The 17,977-nt window shown below is 67.3% G+C and carries 15 protein-coding genes; 9 read left to right on the forward strand and 6 right to left on the reverse strand.

Features of this window, described 5'->3' with window-relative positions; genetic code table 11:
- The first annotated feature begins 184 nt into the window (after positions 1-184).
- The 4 genes from aldA to C4B30_RS33680 all read left to right on the forward strand — a co-directional run bounded on the left by aldA (position 185) and on the right by C4B30_RS33680 (position 5,966).
- Positions 185-1,609, forward strand: a complete 1,425-nt coding sequence (aldA, locus tag C4B30_RS33665) for an aldehyde dehydrogenase (RefSeq protein WP_105133601.1) — start codon at positions 185-187, stop codon at positions 1,607-1,609.
- Between the two features lie 133 nt (positions 1,610-1,742).
- Positions 1,743-3,065 (forward strand): MFS transporter, encoded by a 1,323-nt coding sequence (locus tag C4B30_RS33670; protein WP_234015488.1) that lies wholly within the window; start codon positions 1,743-1,745, stop codon positions 3,063-3,065.
- The gene (locus C4B30_RS33675; RefSeq protein WP_105133603.1) at positions 3,062-4,279 is read left to right on the forward strand and encodes a mandelate racemase/muconate lactonizing enzyme family protein; all 1,218 of its coding nucleotides are present in this window, start codon (positions 3,062-3,064) and stop codon (positions 4,277-4,279) included. The genes C4B30_RS33670 and C4B30_RS33675 overlap by 4 nt, the downstream gene beginning before the upstream one ends.
- Before the next feature lie 16 nt (positions 4,280-4,295).
- Positions 4,296-5,966 carry a GMC family oxidoreductase gene (locus tag C4B30_RS33680; protein ID WP_105133604.1) on the forward strand — a complete coding sequence of 557 codons (1,671 nt, stop codon included), beginning with the start codon at positions 4,296-4,298 and terminating at the stop codon, positions 5,964-5,966.
- Between the two features lie 53 nt (positions 5,967-6,019).
- On the opposite strand, the gene C4B30_RS33685 is transcribed toward C4B30_RS33680, so the two are convergent.
- Entirely contained in the window at positions 6,020-6,925 is a 906-nt protein-coding gene (locus C4B30_RS33685; protein WP_105133605.1) for a LysR family transcriptional regulator, read from the reverse strand.
- 122 nt (positions 6,926-7,047) lie between these two features.
- Between C4B30_RS33685 and C4B30_RS33690 the strand changes: the two genes are divergently transcribed.
- The gene (locus C4B30_RS33690) at positions 7,048-8,079 is read left to right on the forward strand and encodes an NAD(P)H-quinone oxidoreductase (protein ID WP_105133606.1); all 1,032 of its coding nucleotides are present in this window, start codon (positions 7,048-7,050) and stop codon (positions 8,077-8,079) included.
- 13 nt (positions 8,080-8,092) lie between these two features.
- Here C4B30_RS33690 and C4B30_RS33695 read toward each other — a convergent pair whose 3' ends face one another.
- The 3 genes from C4B30_RS33695 to C4B30_RS33705 form a co-directional block, all read right to left on the reverse strand.
- Positions 8,093-8,914: a quaternary amine ABC transporter ATP-binding protein gene (locus C4B30_RS33695; protein ID WP_105133607.1), complete on the reverse strand. Its 822-nt coding sequence runs from the start codon at positions 8,912-8,914 to the stop codon at positions 8,093-8,095.
- A gap of 14 nt (positions 8,915-8,928) precedes the next feature.
- Positions 8,929-9,894 carry an ABC transporter permease gene (locus tag C4B30_RS33700; RefSeq protein WP_105133608.1) on the reverse strand — a complete coding sequence of 322 codons (966 nt, stop codon included), beginning with the start codon at positions 9,892-9,894 and terminating at the stop codon, positions 8,929-8,931.
- A 70-nt stretch (positions 9,895-9,964) separates the two neighbouring features.
- Entirely contained in the window at positions 9,965-11,002 is a 1,038-nt protein-coding gene (locus tag C4B30_RS33705) for an ABC transporter substrate-binding protein (protein WP_105133609.1), read from the reverse strand.
- Between the two features lie 570 nt (positions 11,003-11,572).
- Here C4B30_RS33705 and C4B30_RS33710 point away from each other — a divergent pair.
- The 3 genes from C4B30_RS33710 to C4B30_RS33720 all read left to right on the forward strand — a co-directional run bounded on the left by C4B30_RS33710 (position 11,573) and on the right by C4B30_RS33720 (position 14,999).
- On the forward strand, positions 11,573-12,724 hold the full coding sequence (locus C4B30_RS33710) for a porin (protein ID WP_105133610.1): 1,152 nt from the start codon (positions 11,573-11,575) through the stop codon (positions 12,722-12,724).
- Positions 12,725-13,056: 332 nt separating this feature from the next.
- Complete coding sequence (gene blaOXA, locus C4B30_RS33715) at positions 13,057-13,863, forward strand: OXA-1043 family class D beta-lactamase (RefSeq protein WP_105133611.1); 807 nt, start codon at positions 13,057-13,059, stop codon at positions 13,861-13,863.
- Positions 13,860-14,999, forward strand: coding sequence for an acyltransferase family protein (locus C4B30_RS33720; protein ID WP_105133612.1), 1,140 nt, complete (start codon positions 13,860-13,862; stop codon positions 14,997-14,999). Before blaOXA ends, C4B30_RS33720 begins: the two co-directional genes overlap by 4 nt.
- A 152-nt stretch (positions 15,000-15,151) precedes the next feature.
- Here C4B30_RS33720 and C4B30_RS33725 read toward each other — a convergent pair whose 3' ends face one another.
- Complete coding sequence (locus C4B30_RS33725; protein WP_089501128.1) at positions 15,152-15,742, reverse strand: class I SAM-dependent methyltransferase; 591 nt, start codon at positions 15,740-15,742, stop codon at positions 15,152-15,154.
- Between the two features lie 225 nt (positions 15,743-15,967).
- Positions 15,968-16,951 (reverse strand): aldo/keto reductase, encoded by a 984-nt coding sequence (locus tag C4B30_RS33730; RefSeq protein ID WP_105133613.1) that lies wholly within the window; start codon positions 16,949-16,951, stop codon positions 15,968-15,970.
- Positions 16,952-17,067: 116 nt separating this feature from the next.
- Here C4B30_RS33730 and C4B30_RS33735 point away from each other — a divergent pair, with 116 nt between their 5' ends.
- Positions 17,068-17,973, forward strand: a complete 906-nt coding sequence (locus C4B30_RS33735) for a LysR family transcriptional regulator (RefSeq protein WP_105133614.1) — start codon at positions 17,068-17,070, stop codon at positions 17,971-17,973.
- The last annotated feature ends 4 nt before the right edge of the window (positions 17,974-17,977 follow it).

The raw sequence follows: 17,977 nt of genomic DNA on the forward strand, positions 1-17,977 counted from the left end.
GTATTGCCGGACATGATGGAACCGCCCAAAGAGAAATGGGCAAACCGATGCGCTGCCGGGGCCGCAGGCAGGTCGATCGTTTGCCGGTCGAGAAAAGAGGTAAACCGCTATTATGCCAGCCGTCCCGTGCCACGCGTGTCGCCATCCGAAGCGATGCGCCAGCATCCATCGGAGGAGTCACTTCATGCGCACCGAACGCAACTACGTGAATGGCCGTTTCGTCGCCCCGGAAAGCGACACGTTCATCGTCGTCCACAACCCCGCCACCGAAGTGCCGTTCGCGCGCGTGCCGGCCGCGACGCCGGCCGACGCGCTCGCCGCCGTCGATGCCGCGGCGGCCGCGCAAAAGGCGTGGCGCACGTTGCCGAGCGCCGAGCGCGCCGCGTACCTGCACCGCTTCGCCGACGCGCTGACCGCACGCGCGCCCGAGATCGGCGAGGCGCTCGCGCAGGAATCCGGAAAGAGCGTCGAGGACGCATCGAACGAAGCCGTCTACGCCGGGCAGATCACGCGTTACCACGCCGAATGGGCGCGCCGGATCGAGGGCGAGATCATTCCGAGCGATACGCCCGACGAGAACCTGTTCCTGCAGCGCGAGCCGATCGGCGTCGTCGCATGCCTGATCCCATTCAACTATCCCGTGTACACGCTGCTGCGCAAGATCGCGCCCGCGCTGATCGCCGGCAACACCGTGGTCGTGCGGCCGAGCAACCACACGCCGATGTCGGCGTTCGAGATCGCGAAGGCCGTCGACGAGGCGGGCTTCCCGCCGGGCGTCGTCAACATCCTGACGATGGACCATGCGACGGCCGAAGCGCTGTGCACGCATCCGGCGGTCGGGATGATCACGCTGACCGGCAGCGTGAACGCGGGCCGCAAGGTGCTCGACTACTGCAAGGCGAACATCGCGAAGCCGTCGCTCGAACTCGGCGGCAAGACGCCCGCGATCATCGAGCCCGACGCCGATCTCGAACGCGCGGCCGCCGCGCTCGTCGCATCGAAGACGACGCATTGCGGCCAGCTGTGCACGGCGATCGAACGCGTGTACGTGCACGGCAGCGTGCACGACCGCTTCGTCGCGTTGCTGAAGGACAAGATGGCTGCCGTGCGCAGCGGCGACCGCGCGGAAGACGCCACGCGGATGGGCCCGCTCGTCAGCGCGGCAGCGCGCGCGCACATCCACGGGATGGTCGAACGCGCGGTCGCGGCAGGTGCGACGCTCGAAACCGGCGGCACGATTCCCGACGGGCCCGGTTTCTTCTACCCGGCCACGCTGCTGACGAATTGCCGGCAGGACATGGAGATCGTGCAGGAGGAAACCTTCGGCCCGGTCATGCCGGTGCTGCGCTACACGACGATCGACGAGGCCATCGGCTTCGCGAACGATCACCAGTTCGGGCTGTCGTCGGTGCTCTACACCGAGCGCTACCGCACCGCGATGACCGTCGCGAACGCGATCGAGGCGGGCGAACTGTACGTGAACCGCACGCCGGCCGATCCGTATCAGGGCTTCCACGCCGGCTGGAAGCGCTCGGGCCTCGGCGGCGACGACGGCAAGCACGGAATGCTCGAATTCACGCAGACGCGCCTCGTCGTCATGAAGTACTGACGCAGCAAGGCCGACGCACCGTTTCCGGCGCGCGCACCCCGACACCACGCCGCGCGCGCCGCCCCTGATCCGATCAAACACAAAACAAATCTGCAGACTTCCGAACCACGGAAGTCTGATGGAGGAAGACATCATGCCGACCCAACCGTCGACACCCGCCGCGTCGCTCGCGTTGCACGACGACGCCCACGCGTCGCCGCATTCGCGCTCGCAACGCTACCTGCAACTGCTGCTGCTCGTGATTGCCGCGGGCGCGATCTATCCGATGCTGTATCTGCGGCAGGTGTACCAGCCGACGATGCTGCAGTTCTTCCGGATCGACGACGTGCAACTCGGCTACCTGTACTCGTCGCTCGGCACGATCTTTCTCGTCAGCTACCTGCCGAGCGGCTGGATCGCCGACCGCCTGTCGCCGCGCTGGCTGATCTGCTTCTCGCTGCTCGCGACGGGCGCGCTCGGGCTGGTCTACGCGACCGGGCCGTCGTTCAACACGCTCGTGCTGATCTTCGCCGGCTGGGGGCTGACGACCGGCCTCACGTTCTGGGCGGCCGTGATCAAGCGCGTGAACATGATCGCGGGCCGCGACGAACAGGGCCGCTTCTTCGGCCTGCTCGACGGCGGCCGCGGGCTCGTCGAGGCGCTGCTCGCGACGATCGCGATCACGCTGTTCGCATACGTGACGCAAACGCACGGCGGCACCGACGCGGCCGGCTTCAAGCTCGTGGTGCACCTGTACGCGTTCTGCTGCATCGCGCTCGGCGTGGTGCTCGCGCTGGTGAAGGATCCGGCGCGCGCGGACGGCCGCGCGGCCGCCATCAAGCGCGCCAAGGGCAACGTCCTGAGCGATCTGAAAACGCTCGCGGCGATCCCCGAGCTGTGGCTCGTCGCCGCGATCGTGTTCTGCGGCTATCAGGTGTTCTGGGCGACCTACAGCTTCTCGGCGTACCTGCACGAAGGCAATTTCGGGCTCAGCGCGACGGCGGCCGGCTTCATCACGACGCTCAAGCTGTGGATGCGCCCCGTCGGCGGCATCGGCGGCGGCTTCCTCGGCGACCGCGTGTCGAAAGTGTCCGTGCTGTTCTGGGCGCTCGTGCTCGCCGCGCTGTCGCTGGTCGGGCTGATCGCGGCGCCCGCGCACAGCCCGCAGGCGATGCTCGTCGTGCTCGTGCTGTTCATCGGCATCCTCACGTACGCGATCCGCGGCCTGTACTGGTCGCTGCTCGACGACTGCAAGGTGCCGACGCATTGCGCGGGCCTCGCGATCGGCCTGATCTCGGTGCTCGGCTATTCGCCCGACGTGTTCGTGCCGCTGATCAACGGCTACGTGACTCAGACCTGGCCGGGCGCGCACGGCTACCAGCTCTATTTCGGCTATATCGCGGCCGTGGCGCTCTGCGGAGCGGGCGCCGCCGCGTTCCTCAAAATCCGCCTCAACCGCATCCAGGAGTCCGCATGAAGATCGTTTCGCTCGAAACCCATATCGTCGCCGTGCCGCCGCCGCACATCGGCGGGATGTACTGGATCTTCGTGAAACTGAAGACCGACGACGGCATCGAAGGCGTCGGCGAGATCTATTCGGCGACGTTCCACCCGAAGGCGATGGGCCCGATCATCGACGACGTGTTCGACCGCTACCTGCTGAACCACGACCCGCACCACGTCGAGCGGCTGTTCCGCCAGGCGTATTCGAGCGGCTTCACGCAGCGGCCGGACCTGACGATGATGGGCGTCGTCAGCGGCCTCGAGATGGCGTGCTGGGACATCATCGGCAAGGCCGCCGGCAAGCCCGTGTACGAACTGCTCGGCGGCAGGATCCACGAGCGGCTGCGCTCGTACACGTATCTGTATCCGAAGAACGCGCACGGCGAATACGACTACGACGATCCCGACCTTGCCGCCGAATGCGCGGCCGAGAACGTGAAGCTCGGCTTCACGGCCGTCAAGTTCGACCCGGCCGGCCCGTACACCGCCTATTCCGGCCACCAGCTGTCGCTCGAAGTCCTCGACCGCTGCGAACTGTTCTGCCGGCGCGTACGCGAAGCCGTCGGCAGCAAGGCCGACCTGCTGTTCGGCACGCACGGGCAGATGGTGCCGTCGTCGGCGATCCGGCTCGCGAAGCGGCTCGAAAAGTACGACCCGCTGTGGTTCGAGGAGCCCGTGCCGCCCGGGCAGGAAGAAGCGATCGCCGAAGTCGCGAAGCACACGTCGATTCCGATCGCGACCGGCGAGCGCCTGACGACCAAGTACGAATTCCACAAGTTGCTGCAGGCGGGCGGCGCATCGATCCTGCAACTGAACGTCGCGCGCGTGGGCGGCCTGCTCGAAGCGAAGAAGATCGCGACGCTCGCCGAAGTGCACTACGCGCAGATCGCGCCGCACCTGTACAACGGGCCGGTGGGAGCGGCCGCGAGCATCCAGCTCGCGACCTGCACGCCGAACTTCCTGATCCAGGAAAGCATCATGACGTGGGGCGGTTTCCATTCGGAAGTCCTGAAGACGCCGATCCGCTGGGAAGACGGCTACATCGTTCCGTCGAACGAGCCGGGCCTCGGGATCGAACTGAACATGGACGTCGTGAAGCGCCACACACCGTACACGGGCGAGCGACTTCACCTGCAGATGGGGGAGCAGCCCGTCGACGTGAAGGATCTCGCCCCCGCGAAGGGCTGAGCGCAAAGGACGCGACATGACCTACGACTACATCATCGTCGGCGCGGGCTCGGCCGGCTGCATCCTTGCGAATCGCCTGAGCGCATCGGGCCGGCACTCGGTGCTGCTGCTGGAGGCGGGCGAGCGCGACGCGTCGTTCTGGTTCAAGGTACCGGTCGGCTTCACGAAGACCTACTACAACCGCCGCTATAACTGGATGTACTACAGCGAGCCCGAAGCGCAGCTCGCCGGGCGCAAGCTGTACTGCCCGCGCGGCAAGGTGGTCGGCGGATCGGGCTCGATCAACGCGATGGTTTACGTGCGCGGCCAGCGCAGCGACTACGACGACTGGGCGAAGGCCGGCAATCCGGGCTGGGCATACGACGACGTGCTGCCGTACTTCCGCAAGCTCGAAACCCACGCGGCCGGCACGACCGATCCGCAGCATCACGGCGCGACGGGGCCGATCCACATCACGTCGATGAGGGCCGACGTGCATCCGATCGTCCACGAGTTCCTGAAGGGCTGCGGGCAACTGAACCTGCCGCGCACCGACGATTTCAACGGCGCGCAGTTCGAAGGCGCGGGCATCTACGACCTGAACACGAAGCACGGCGAGCGCTGCTCGAGCAGCTTTGCGTACCTGCGGCCCGCGCTGGGTCGTCCGAACCTCACGCTGCGCTCGGGCGTCCTCGTGCAGCGCGTAACGTTCGACGGCACGCGTGCAACCGGCGTGGTCGTCGCGGGCGAGCACGGCGACGAAACGCTCGTCGCCGCGCGCGAGGTGATTCTCGCCGCCGGCGCGGTCGATACGCCGAAGCTGCTGCAACTGTCGGGCGTCGGCGATCCGGCGCTGCTCGCGCGGCATCGCGTGCCGCTCGTGCATGCGTTGCCGGCGGTCGGCCGCAACCTGCAGGATCACTTGTGCGTGAGCTTCTACTTCAAGGCGAACCGGCCGACGCTGAACGACGAGATGGGCACGCTGCTCGGCAAGATGAAGATCGGGCTGCGCTACCTGCTGACGAAGCGCGGCCCGCTCGCGATGAGCGTGAACCAGGCCGGCGGTTTCTTCCGCGGCTCGGACGACGCGCACGAACCGAACCTGCAGCTCTACTTCAACCCGTTGTCGTACCGGATCCCGAAGAGCGACCGCGCGAGCATCAAGCCCGAGCCGTATTCAGGCTTCCTGATCGCGTTCAACCCGTGCCGGCCGACGAGCCGCGGCACGATCGAGATCGCGTCGAACCGCGCGGAGGATGCCGCGAAGATCCACATCAACGCGCTGACCACGCGGAAGGATCTCGAAGAAGCCGTGCAGGGCAGCAAGGTGATCCGTGCGCTGATGCGCGCGCCGGCGTTGAAATCGATGACCGTCGAGGAAATTTCGCCGGGCCCGCAAGTCGATTCCGATGAAGCGATGCTGCAATACTTCCGCGAGCAGTCGGGTTCGATCTACCACCTGTGCGGCTCGTGCGCGATGGGGCTCGACGCGGCGACATCCGTCGTCGATGCGTCGCTGCGCGTGCACGGGCTGCAGGCGCTGCGGATCGTCGATGCGTCGGTGTTTCCGAACATCACGTCGGGCAACATCAACGCGCCGACGATGATGGTCGCGGAGAAAGGCGCGGATTTGATCCTGGCGGATGCGTTGCGCGGCGAGATGGCTGCTGGCGCGCAGGCAGGCGAACGGGAACCCGTCGCGCACTGACGCGACAGCGGCAAGCGAAAAAAAGGGCGCAACGACGAAAGACGGCGCACCGCTCACCGCGGTGCGCCGTCTTTCGTTCGGCGCGGCACCGGCGCGTCGCCGAACACCCGCACGATGTGGTCGATCATCGCGCTCATGCGCGCGGTATGCCGCAAATCCTTGTGCGTCACCATCCAGACTTCGTAGGGGCGTGCACCGGTACATGCCGGCCACACGCGCACCAGCCCGTCGCGCTCCGCGATCGGCACCGGCAGCTCGGCGAGCCCGAGCCCGGCGCGGGCCGCGGCACGCAGCATCAGGTTCGAATTCAGCCCCGACACGATCCGCCCCGCGCGGACCGGCTCGCCGACCATCATGAGCGTTCCGTGCATCTGCAGGTGCGGCAGGAAGCACACGACGTCGTGCCCGTCGAAGCCGGTACCGGGCACCGGCTCGCCGTGCCGCTCCAGATAGTCCGCCGACGCGTATAGCCCGGTCGGCCAGGCGGCCAGCCGGCGCGTGAGCAGATCGGGATTGTCGGGCTTGATCGTCCGGATCGCGATGTCGGCCTCGCGCTTCGAGAGGTTCTCCACTTGTGTCGACGTGTTGAGCAGCACGCGCACGTCCGGATGCTCGTCGTGCAGGTTGCGGATCGCCCCCATCACGAATTCGATCCCGATCGTATCGGTCGTCGTCACGCGCACGTCGCCCGCGAGGCGCCGGTCGACGCCCTGGGTCTGCCGCACGAGATCGATCGCCGATTGCTCCATCTTCTCCGCGTTGCGCAGCGCCACCTCGCCCACCGCGGTCGGCACGTACCCGACGGACGTGCGCAGAAACAGCGTAGCGCCGAGCGCGCGCTCGAGCGCCGCGAGCCGCCTGCCGACCGTCGCCTGGTCGAGCCCGACAACCCGCGCGGCACCACGCAGGCTGCGTTCACGGTAGATGGCAAGAAATATCCGGGTGTCGTCCCAGTTCATCGTCGCTCTCGGTATGTGATGCAAATTTGCATCTGTGGTCCTGAAAATCGCTGCGCGAATTCATCACCCCGCAAGCCTATACTTTTTTCACCGACCACTCACCTACCTGTTGCGAGGCAAACATGTCCGATACACGCTCCCCCCTTCCCGCCGACATGGCGGCAGTCGAAATCACCCGCCCCGGCGGCCCCGAGGTACTGGCAACGGCGCGGCGCGCCGTGCCGCGGCCAAACGCCGACGAAGTGCTGATCCGGATCCACGCCGCCGGCGTGAACGGCCCGGACGTGCTGCAACGCAAGGGGTTCTACAGCCCGCCGCCCGGCGCGTCCGACATCCCGGGCCTCGAGATCGCGGGCGAGGTCGTCGCAACCGGCGAGGCCGTGCGCGGCTTCGCCCCGGGGGATCTGGTCGCCGCGCTGGTGACGGGCGGCGGTTATGCGGAATACGCGGTCGCCAATCATCTCGCGACGATGAAGCTGCCGCCCGGCCTCGACATGCTCGAAGCCGCGGCGATGCCGGAAACGTTCATGACGGTCTGGCTGAACCTGATTCAGCGCGGGCGGCTGCAGGCCGGCGAATCGGTGCTGATCCATGGCGGCGCGTCGGGTATCGGCACCGCCGCGACGATGATCGCGAAGGCGATGGGCGCATCGACCGTCATCACGACGGTCGGCTCGGAAGCGCATCGCGCCGCGAGCCTGCGGCTCGGCGCGGATCACGCGGTCCACTACCGCGAGCAGGATTTCGTCGCGGAAGTCGACGCGATCACCGCCGGCCGCGGCGTGGACGTGATCCTCGACATCATCGCGGGCGACTACGTGGCACGCAATTACCAGGCCGCGGCGATGAACGGCCGCATCCTGCAGGTCAGCGCGCTCAACGGGCCGGCGAAGGAACTCGACGTGTGGCCGATGATGACCAAGCGCCTCACGCACATCGGTTCGACGCTGCGCTCGCGCTCGCCCGAGGAGAAGGGCGCGATCATCGCCGAACTCGAACGCGACCTGTGGCCGCACGTCGCGGCCGGCACGGTCAGGCCGCAGGTGTTTCAAGCCTTCGCGCTCGACGACGCACGCGATGCGCACGTGCTGATCGATTCCGGCGTCCACATCGGCAAGATCGTGCTGACGACGGCCGCGCACCGCGCGGCCTGAGCAAGGCGACGCGTCAGTTCACGCTCGTGCGCTTCTCCACGAACCGTCTCACGTAATCGTCGGCCGGCCGCGACAAAATATCGTCCGGCGTCCCGACCTGCACGAGCGTGCCGTCGCGCAGGATCGCGATCCGGTCGCCGATGCGCAACGCCTCGTCGAGATCGTGCGTGATGAACACGATCGTCTTGGAAAGCGTCGCCTGCAGTTCGAGCAACTGATCCTGCATCTCGGTGCGAATCAGCGGATCGAGCGCGGAGAATGCCTCGTCCATCAGCAGCACGTCGGTGTCGGCGGCCAGCGCGCGCGCCAGCCCGACGCGCTGCCGCATCCCGCCCGACAGCTCGTCCGGGTAATGGTCGCCGTAACCGTCGAGCCCGACCTTCGTCAACCAGTTGCGCGCCGCGTCGGCCGCGTCGTGCCGCTTCTCGCCGCGCGTGCGCAGCGCATACGCGGCGTTGTCGAGCACGGTCTGGTGCGGCAGCAGTCCGAAGTTCTGGAACACCATGCTGACCTTGAATCGGCGCAACTCGCGCAACCCGTGCGCGTCGAGCTTGATCACGTCGCGACCGTCGATCACGATCTCGCCGGCGGTCGGCTCGATCAGCCGGTTGAAGTGCCGCACGAGCGTCGATTTCCCGGAACCCGACAGCCCCATGATCACGAAGATCTCGCCCGACTCGATGCCGAGGCTCACGTCGTTGAGCCCGACGTTGCAGCCCGTTTCGGCCAGTACGTCGGCCTTGCGCTTGCCGGCCCGCAGCAGGTCGAGCACGCGCGCATGCGCGGCCTGCGGCCCGAACAGCTTGTACACGTGTTTGACGTCGATGGTCGCCATGTTCGTCTCCGTTCCTATGCGCGCGACGATTGCGTCGCCTGATTCGAATCGACGCCCGCGGCCGGCGCCTTGCCCGGCAGCCGGTACGGCACGCGCGACGCGCCCCGCTGCCGACGCTGCTGCGCGAGCCGCCGCCGGGCGCGCCGCTCCTGGCCGAAGCCCTGGCTGATCCGGTCGATCACGATCGCGAGAATCACGATCGCGAGGCCGGCCTGCGTACCCTTGCCGACGTCGAGCGTCTGGATGCCGGCGAGCACGTCCTCGCCGAGCCCGCGCGAGCCGATCATCGATGCGATCACGACCATCGACAGCGCCATCATCGTCGTCTGGTTGATGCCGGCCATGATGCTCGGCCGCGCCAGCGGCAACTGCACGTTGACGAGCAGTTGCCAGCGCGTGGTGCCGAATGCGCGCGCGGCTTCCGTCACGTCCGGATCGACCTGGCGGATGCCGAGATCGGTCAGGCGAATCAGCGGCGGCAGCGCGTAGATGATCGTCGCGAGGATCGCGGGCACCTTGCCGAGACCGAACAGCATCAGCACCGGAATCAGGTACACGAAGCTCGGCAACGTCTGCATCACGTCGAGCACCGGCAACAGCATCCGACGCAGCCAGGCGCTGCGCGAAGCGAGGATGCCGAGCGGCACGCCGACCGCGACCGACAGCACCGTCGCGACGAGCATCAGCGCGAGCGTCTGCATCAACTTGTCCCACAGGCCGAAGCAGCCGATCGCATAGAGCAGCAGCATGAAGAGCGCGCCGAGCCCGATGCGGCGCGTCGCGTTCCAGGCGATCGCGCCGACGACCAGCAGCACGAGCCACGGCGGCGCCGCGCGCAACGCGCCTTCGAGCGGCACGAGCAGGTAGCGCAGGACCAGCACGCTGAAATGATGGAAGCCGTCGCCGTATTGCGCGACGAACGTCTCGAGCGCGCTGTTGACCCAGTCGGCGATCGACAGGTGCAGAAAGAAACCGTCCATGTTGATTCTCCGTCGCGCCGCGAAGGCGCGTGACGGCGGCGGCAGGCGCGGGCCCGCCGCCGCGCGCGGGTTACGCGCCCTTCAGGCTGCCGGCGATCTTCTGCGCGACGTCGGCCGGCACCCACTGCTTCCACATGTCCGGGTGGGTCTTCAGGAACTGCGTGGCCATCGCCGCGCCGTCGATCTTCTTCGTCGTCATCTCGAGGATCGTCTGGTTCAGGAAATCCATCGGAAAACGCACCTTGCCGAATACGCCGACGAGATCGGGGTTCGCATCGGCGAACGGCTTCGACACGCCGACCGTCAGCCGCGACACCATGTACGACGACGCGCACTGGTGCGTGCTGCTCTCGTCGCGCAACGTCTTCCAGCATGCTTCGTTATAAGCCGGCATCTTCAGCGCGGTGAACTTGTACTTCGCCATCAGCGCGGCCGGGCCCCAGTAATAGAACACGATCGGCGCGCCGCGCTGGTACGCGGACGCGATCGCCGCGTCCAGCGCCGCACCCGTGCCCGGATGGAAGTTCGTATAGGACTGGTCGAGCTTCAGCACGCGCAGCAGACGCGTGTTCACGCGCTCGCAGTCCCAGCCGGTCGGGCAATTCAGGAAGCGGCCCTTGTCCGGCTCCTCCTCGTCGGCGAACACCTGCTTGTACTTCGGCAGATCGTCGACCGACACGAGCCCCGGTGCGACCGGCTTGATGTGGCGCGCCGGATCGCCCTTCACCACGTAGTCGGGCACGAACCAGCCTTCCGTCGTGCCGCCCGGCAGCGTGTCGCCGATCAGCTTCACGGCGCCCGACGCGACGGCCTTCGCGGTGATCTCGCTGCGGCCCGTCCACTGCTCGGCCCAGATCTGCAGGTCGTTACGTGCGAGCGCCGTTTCGGTGGCGGCCGTGCTGCCCGGCACGACGTCCGTCTTGCAGCCGTAGCCCTTCTCCATGATCTGCCGCAGCACCTCGGTCGCGAACGATCCGCTCTCCCACGTGATGCTCGCGAAATGGACCGTCTTGCCGTCGGTGCACGCGCCGCCGGCCGCGTGGGCCGCGGGCGCGGACAGGATCGCCGCGGCGGCGAGAAGGACCGTTTTCAGTCGTCGAATCTGCATGGTGGGTCGTCTCCAAATCGAATCTGTTGTTTGTGCGTCGCGGCAGGCGCGGCGACCGGCGCATCGGGAACGCATCCACGCCCGGTCAGCCTGCATGTTTGAGCCGCCAATTTGTTTAGGGAAACGAGTAATTCCGATCATTGCAATCGGCAGCGCCAATCGATCGATCGGCGCGCTGCGAGGCCCGTGCGGCGGGCCTCCCGGCCGTTTTCCGGTGGGGCGGCCACGGCCCGGCGCGGGCGGCATTGCGCGCGGTTCGCCCGTTGCCCGGCCGACGTCGAACCGTGACGCCGGGCCGCCGTTTCCACTGTCGAAATCGCCGTCGCGCCCCCATTGGCGAACCCGATCCCATCCATCGAAATTACTCGCTTTCGATTCCGTTTCGGCTTCGCAAGAATGCGCGGTGTCATCGGAGGAGACACGACCCGACGTTGCCGGGTGCCGCGCCGCCGCGCATCGCGCGATCCGGCGCCGCACGCGCTGCGCCGGATCGCCCCGGATGACGGGGCGCGCCTTGCCGGACGCGCTCACGACAACCGATACAAGCTGGATATCCCGGAGATCTCATCAATGAAAAAGACCCTGACGGCGCTCGCCGTAACGGCAACCTTCGCCGTGCCCGCGTTCGCGCAAAGCAGCGTCACGCTGTACGGCGTGATCGACGAAGGCCTCAACTACACGAACAACGTCGGCACCGGCCACGTCTACGAGATGGCCAGCGGCTACGCGCAGGGCAGCCGCTGGGGCCTGAAGGGTAGCGAGGATCTCGGCGGCGGCATGAAGGCGATCTTCCAGCTCGAAAACGGCTTCGACGTGAACAGCGGCCGGCTCGGCCAGGGCGGCCGCATGTTCGGCCGCCAGGCGTACGTCGGCCTGAGCCAGACGCAGTACGGCACGCTGACGTTCGGCCGTCAGTACGATTCCGTCGTCGACTATCTCGCGCCGACCACCGCCAACGGCAACTGGGGCGGCTACCTGCTCGCGCACCCGTTCGACAACGACAATACCGACAACTCGTTCCGCCTCGACAACACGGTGAAATACGCGAGCCCGAACTTCGGCGGCTTCCAGTTCGGCGGCGCATACAGCTTCAGCAACAGCACCGGTTTCTCCGACAACCGCGCGTACAGCTTCGGCGCGCAGTACCAGCACGACGGGCTGCTGATCGGCGCCGCGTACCTGCAGGCAAACCATCCCGGCAACGGCTCGGCCGGCGCGATCACCGCGAACGACGCGAGCTACATCGCCGAGCGCATGCGCGTGTTCGGCGCGGGCATCAACTACACGTTCGGGCCGGCGACGGTCGGCTTCGCGTACACGAACTCGAACTACAAGAACCCGACCGGCAACGGCTACCTCGGCACGCCGGGCGCGATCATCGCGCCGGGGGCGACGGTCAGCGCGATCAAGTACCAGAACTTCGAGGTGAACGGTTCATACCAGATCACGCCGGCGTTCATGGTCGGCGCGCAGTACGTGCTGTCGCTCGAGAAGTACGACGCCTCGAGCGGCGACGCGAAGCCGAAGATCCATTCGGTCGGGCTGATGGCCGACTACAACCTGTCGAAGCGCACCGACGTGTACGTGCAGGCCGCGTACCAGCACATCGCCGGCGACCGGACGAACTCGATCCTCGACAACGCATTCATCCCCGGCACGGACGCGCCGTCGTCGACGTCGAACCAGGTGGCCGTACGGCTCGCGCTGCGCCACAAGTTCTGACGCAAGCCGGTTCTCCATTCTTCACGCGACACCCGCGCCTGTCTGCGCGACGTGTCTTTGCCCGCCCGCAGGCACAGGTCTGCCGGCGGGCTTTTTCATCGGCGCGGCAATCGATGCATGAACGACATGATCCGCCGGAACCGGTGAAGGTCGCGCGCGTGCCCCGTCAACCATGACAGCTCGACAGCCGGCGATCCGCCGATACACTGTGAGCCATCCCGACGCTCGCGATCGACCTCGTCACCGATGCCGGCCGTCGCTTCGATTGCGCACGGCCCTTCCGCGTCCCGCCCGCCCCGCGCACCTTCCGCACGCTTTTCAAGGAGCCGCACTTGAAGCACTGGCGTTATGCGCTGTTCGCCTTCGCCGGCCTCGTCGCCGCCGCGTCGTCTCACGCCCATCCCGTTTGCACCGTCGTCGCCGACGCCGCCACCGGCAAGGTGCTCGTGCAACAGGGCGACTGCACGACCCGCGTGACGCCTGCATCGACGTTCAAGGTCGCCATCGGCCTGATGGGCTTCGACGCCGGCGTGCTGAAGGACGAGCACACGCCCACGCTCGACTTCCACGCCGGCTACCCCGACTGGGGCGGTGCGCCGTGGCGCGAGCCGACCGATCCGGCACGCTGGATGAAGCTGTCGATCTTCTGGTATTCGGAGCAGGTCGCGCAGGCGCTCGGACAGGCACGCTTCCAGCAGTACACGAGCGCGTTCGGCTACGGCAACGCCGACGTCACCAGCAAGCAGGGCGAACGCCCCGGCGTGATGGGCGCGTGGGTCAACGCGTCGCTACGGATCTCGCCGCTCGAACAGGTCGCGTTCATGCGCAAGATCGTGCAGCGGACGCTGCCCGTCAGCGCGCATGCATACGACATGACCGCGCGCATCACGCTGATCGACGCGCAACCGGGCGGCTGGACGGTGCACGGCAAAACCGGCACCGGCTCGCCGGGCCTCAGGTACGACGCTGCACACGCGTACGGCTGGTTCGTCGGCTGGGCCACGAAGGGGCCGCGCACGCTGGTGTTCGCGAACCTGATCCAGGACGACGAGCGGCAAACGCCGAATGCCGGCCTGCGCTCGCGCGATACGTTCCTCGCGTCGCTGCCGACGCTCGCCGAACCGGCCCGGCCACAATGAGCGCCGCCCCGCGCAACGCCCGCATCGACCTGCTGCGCGGCGTATCGATCCTGCTCGTCCTGCTGCATCACTTCAACATCGCGTATCCGCTGCGCGACACCGCGCTCGCACGCGCGCTCGGCTGGGACACGATCCATGCGATCGTGCGCAACGGCAATTACGGCGTGACGATGTTCTTCGCGATCTCGGGCTACCTGATCACGTCGAACGCGCGCCGCCGCTGGGGCAGCCTCGGCGCGCTCGACGTGCGCGCGTTCTACGTGTCGCGCATCGCGCGGATCGTCCCGTGCCTGCTTCTGCTGCTCGCGCTCGTCAACGGCCTCGCGGCGGCCGGCGTGCCGATCTTCATGAACCATGCGCCGCAGGGCGTCGCCGTGTCGTACTGGCTCGTGAATCTGGCATCGCTCACGTTCTGGATGAACGTGCTGATCGGCGCGTACGGATGGGTCAACTATGCGCTCGGCGTACTGTGGTCGCTGTCGGTCGAAGAAGTGTTCTACCTGTCGTTCCCGCTGCTGTGCATCGCACTGCGCCGCGACACGCGGCTGTTCGCGTTCTGGCTGCTGGTTGCCGCGATCGGTCCCGTATACCGCTACACGCATCCGGGCGGCGAAGGCGGCTTCCTGTACGCGTACTTCGCATGCTTCGACGGCATCGCGATCGGCTGCTGCACCGCGCTGCTCGCCGAACGCGCGCGCTGGCAGAGGCTTGCGGCCGCGCCCGTGCAATGGCTCGTCGCAGCCCTGATGACCGCGCTCTATCTCGCGTGGCCGATCGCCGAAAGCCATGTGTTCGGCGTGTCCGGAATGGCGCTCGGCACGGCCGTGCTGCTGATCGGCGCGCATGCGGAACGCACACCCGCTCACGGCCGCGTGCTCGCGCCACTGCGCTGGGGCGGCCGACTCAGCTACGAGCTGTATCTGTTCCACCTGATCGTGCTCGGCGCGCTTCGCACCTTCCGGCCGCCGTCCGCCACGCATGGCGACGGCAAGCTGGCGCTGCTCGTCGCGTATCTGGTGCTGTCGGCAGGATTGAGTGCAGTCGTGGCGCGCGGCTATGCGACGCCGCTCGACCGCTTCATCAAGCGCGTCGCGTCGCGGCCTGCGGTGCAGGTGACCGACGGCGCGCGCGTCTAGCTGCCCGGGTGTGGCGCCGAGCAAAAAAGAAACCGGCCAGGAATGGCAGGAACCCGATGCGGCGGCGCGATGAATGGAAAATGGAAGAATCGGTATGACCGATGAAAGGATGCGCGCGGGGCGCCGCGTCCGGGCACCCCGCGCGGCCGGGCTCAGCCGGCGTATGCGGCGGCGGCGCAGCGCACGGTGACGATGCGCGCCGGCGGAAGATTGGCCCAGACGATCCGGCTGTCGCACGCGACGAACGCCGAATCGCCGAACGGATGACGGCCGGGCGGACGCAGGTCGTACGTAAATTGAATCATCACGCCGTCGGCCGACAGCACGCGGTGACATTGACCGACGATCGCCGCCACGTCCTCACGCGGCAGCGTACGCAGCGGCAGGCACGATACGATCGCGTCGACCGTGGCGCCCGGCGGCAGCAGCCGCTCAAGCTGCCGCGCGTCGCCCGACACGATCGAGATTCCGGGAAAGCGTCGCCGCAGATGCTGCACGAACGCAGGCGAGCGTTCGACCACCACCAGCCGCCGCGGCGCGACGCCGCGCTCGAGCAGCGCGGCGGTGATCGCGCCGGTGCCGCCGCCGAGCTCGACGACCAGACCGTCGCCGTCCGGCACCGCGTCGGCCATCTCGCGCGCCAGATGCCGCGAACTCGGGCACAACGCGCCCACCGCGGCCGGCCGGCCGACCCACTCGCGCACGAACAGTGCCGAGACACGCCATGCGTTCGGCCACATCATAGGCGAGCCTCCGGCGCTTGCACGGTCAGCGGCGGCATGCCGATGACTGCGCGGGACGGGGCTACGGCGATACGGGCAAGGTTCATGCGCATCCTCCTGAGCGAATCGGTCCGCCGCGGGACACGCGGCGATCAATCGATTCTAGGAAACGCAAACTTAAGGTGACGTGAAGATTGTCCCTGATTCCCCTGACCAATTCGTGCCGGATCAGCCGCCGAACGCCGATCAGCGATCGACGCGCTGCTGCAAGTGCGCGGGATAACGCTCGCCGACGATCCGGATCTGCTGCAGCGCCGTCTCGATCGCGGCGAGGTCGTCGGCTGTCAGCGCCACGGCGGCCGCCCCCACGTTCTCGTCCAGCCGATGCAGCTTCGTCGTGCCCGGAATCGGAACGATCCACGGTTTGCGGGCCAGCAGCCACGCCAGTGCGATCTGCGCACGTGTGGCGCCGCGCTCGGTCGCGATCCGGCCGAGCAGATCGACGAGGCCCGCGTTCGCCTTGCGGTTTTCCTCCGAGAAACGCGGCACGACGTTGCGGAAATCGTTCTCGGCGAAGGTCGTGTTCGCATCGATCGCGCCGGTCAGGAAGCCTTTCCCGAGCGGGCTGAACGGCACGAAGCCGATGCCGAGCTCCTCGAGCGTCGGCAGGATTCGCGCTTCCGGCTCGCGCCACCACAGCGAATACTCGCTCTGCAGCGCGGCGACGGGCTGCACCGCGTGCGCGCGGCGAATCGTCTGTTCGCCGGCTTCCGACAGCCCGAAGTGCGCGACCTTGCCCTCGCGGATCAGGTCCTTGACCGTGCCGGCCACGTCCTCGATCGGCACGTTCGGATCGACGCGATGCTGATAAAACAGGTCGATGCGATCGACCTTCAACCGCTTCAGCGCGGCGTCGGCCACCTCGCGGATATGCGACGGCCGGCTATCGACGCCCTTCATCGCCTCGCCGTTCTCGAAGCCGAACTTGGTGGCGATCACGACCCGGTCGCGAAACGGCGCGACCGCCTCGCCGACCAGTTCCTCGTTGACGAACGGGCCATACGCCTCCGCCGTATCGAAGAACGTCACGCCGCGCTCGAACGCCGCGCGGATCAGCGCGATGCCGCTCGCCTTGTCGGTGGCCGGCCCGTAGCCGTAACTCAATCCCATGCAGCCGAGCCCGAGTGCCGAGACTTCGAGGCCGCTGTTTCCAAGCGTGCGTGTTTGCATGAATCCCTCTGCTGAAAATGAAGACGATCGATGGAATGCCGGAAATCAGTGTAGGTTGATGGATACTGCTCAACAATCCGCGTACCATTTCATGCGTTATTGAGGGAATTTCATCAATGCTTCGCACCGGCGTCGGCGAACTCACGACCTTCATCACGATCGCGGAGCAGCGCAGCTTCAGCGGGGCGGCGCGCATCCTGGGCGTGTCGCCCTCGGCGCTGAGCCATGCGATCCGCCACCTCGAAGCACGGCTCGGCGTGCGGCTGTTCAATCGCACGACGCGCTCCGTTGCGCTGACGGAGGCCGGCGAGCAACTGCTGCTGCGCGTCCGGCCCGCGGTAGCCGATCTCGAGGATGCGCTGAACGACGCCGCGACCGCCCGCAACCGGCCCTCCGGCCAGATCCGGATCAGTGCGTCGGAAGCGGCATCGCGCCCGCTGATCCTCCATGTGCTGCCGGCGTTCGCCGCGCGCTATCCGGACATCCACGTCGAATTCGTCGTCGATTCGCGGCTGATCGACATCGTCGAGCACGGTTTCGACGCCGGCATCCGCGTTCATGAAGACGTGCCGCGCGACATGATCGCCGTGCGCTTCGGCGACCCGATGCGCTTCATCGCGGTGGCGTCGCCCGATTACCTGTCGCGCCACGCGGCGCCGGAGAGCCCGCAGGATCTCGCGCGTCATGCATGCATTCGCTACCGCTTCGAGAGCGGCGCGCTCCATCGCTGGGAGCTGACGCGCGACGGCAAGCGCGTGACCGTCGACGTCGACGGGCCGCTGACGCTCGGCAACCAGAACCTGATGACCGACGCCGCGCGGGCCGGCATCGGGATTGCCTGGGTCATGGAATCGCGCGTGACGGACCACCTGATGGCCGGACGGCTGGTACGCGTGCTGCCCGAATGGAGCCAGACCTTCGACGGCCTGTGTCTCTACTATCCGGCGAACCGTCATCCGCCGGCCGCGTTGAGGTTGTTCGTCGAAGCCGTGCGCGAGTGGACGGCACGGCCCGGGCCGTGAACCG

Origin of the sequence: Burkholderia sp. BE12, from assembly GCF_002959955.1 — a bacterium.
Classification (GTDB): domain Bacteria; phylum Pseudomonadota; class Gammaproteobacteria; order Burkholderiales; family Burkholderiaceae; genus Burkholderia.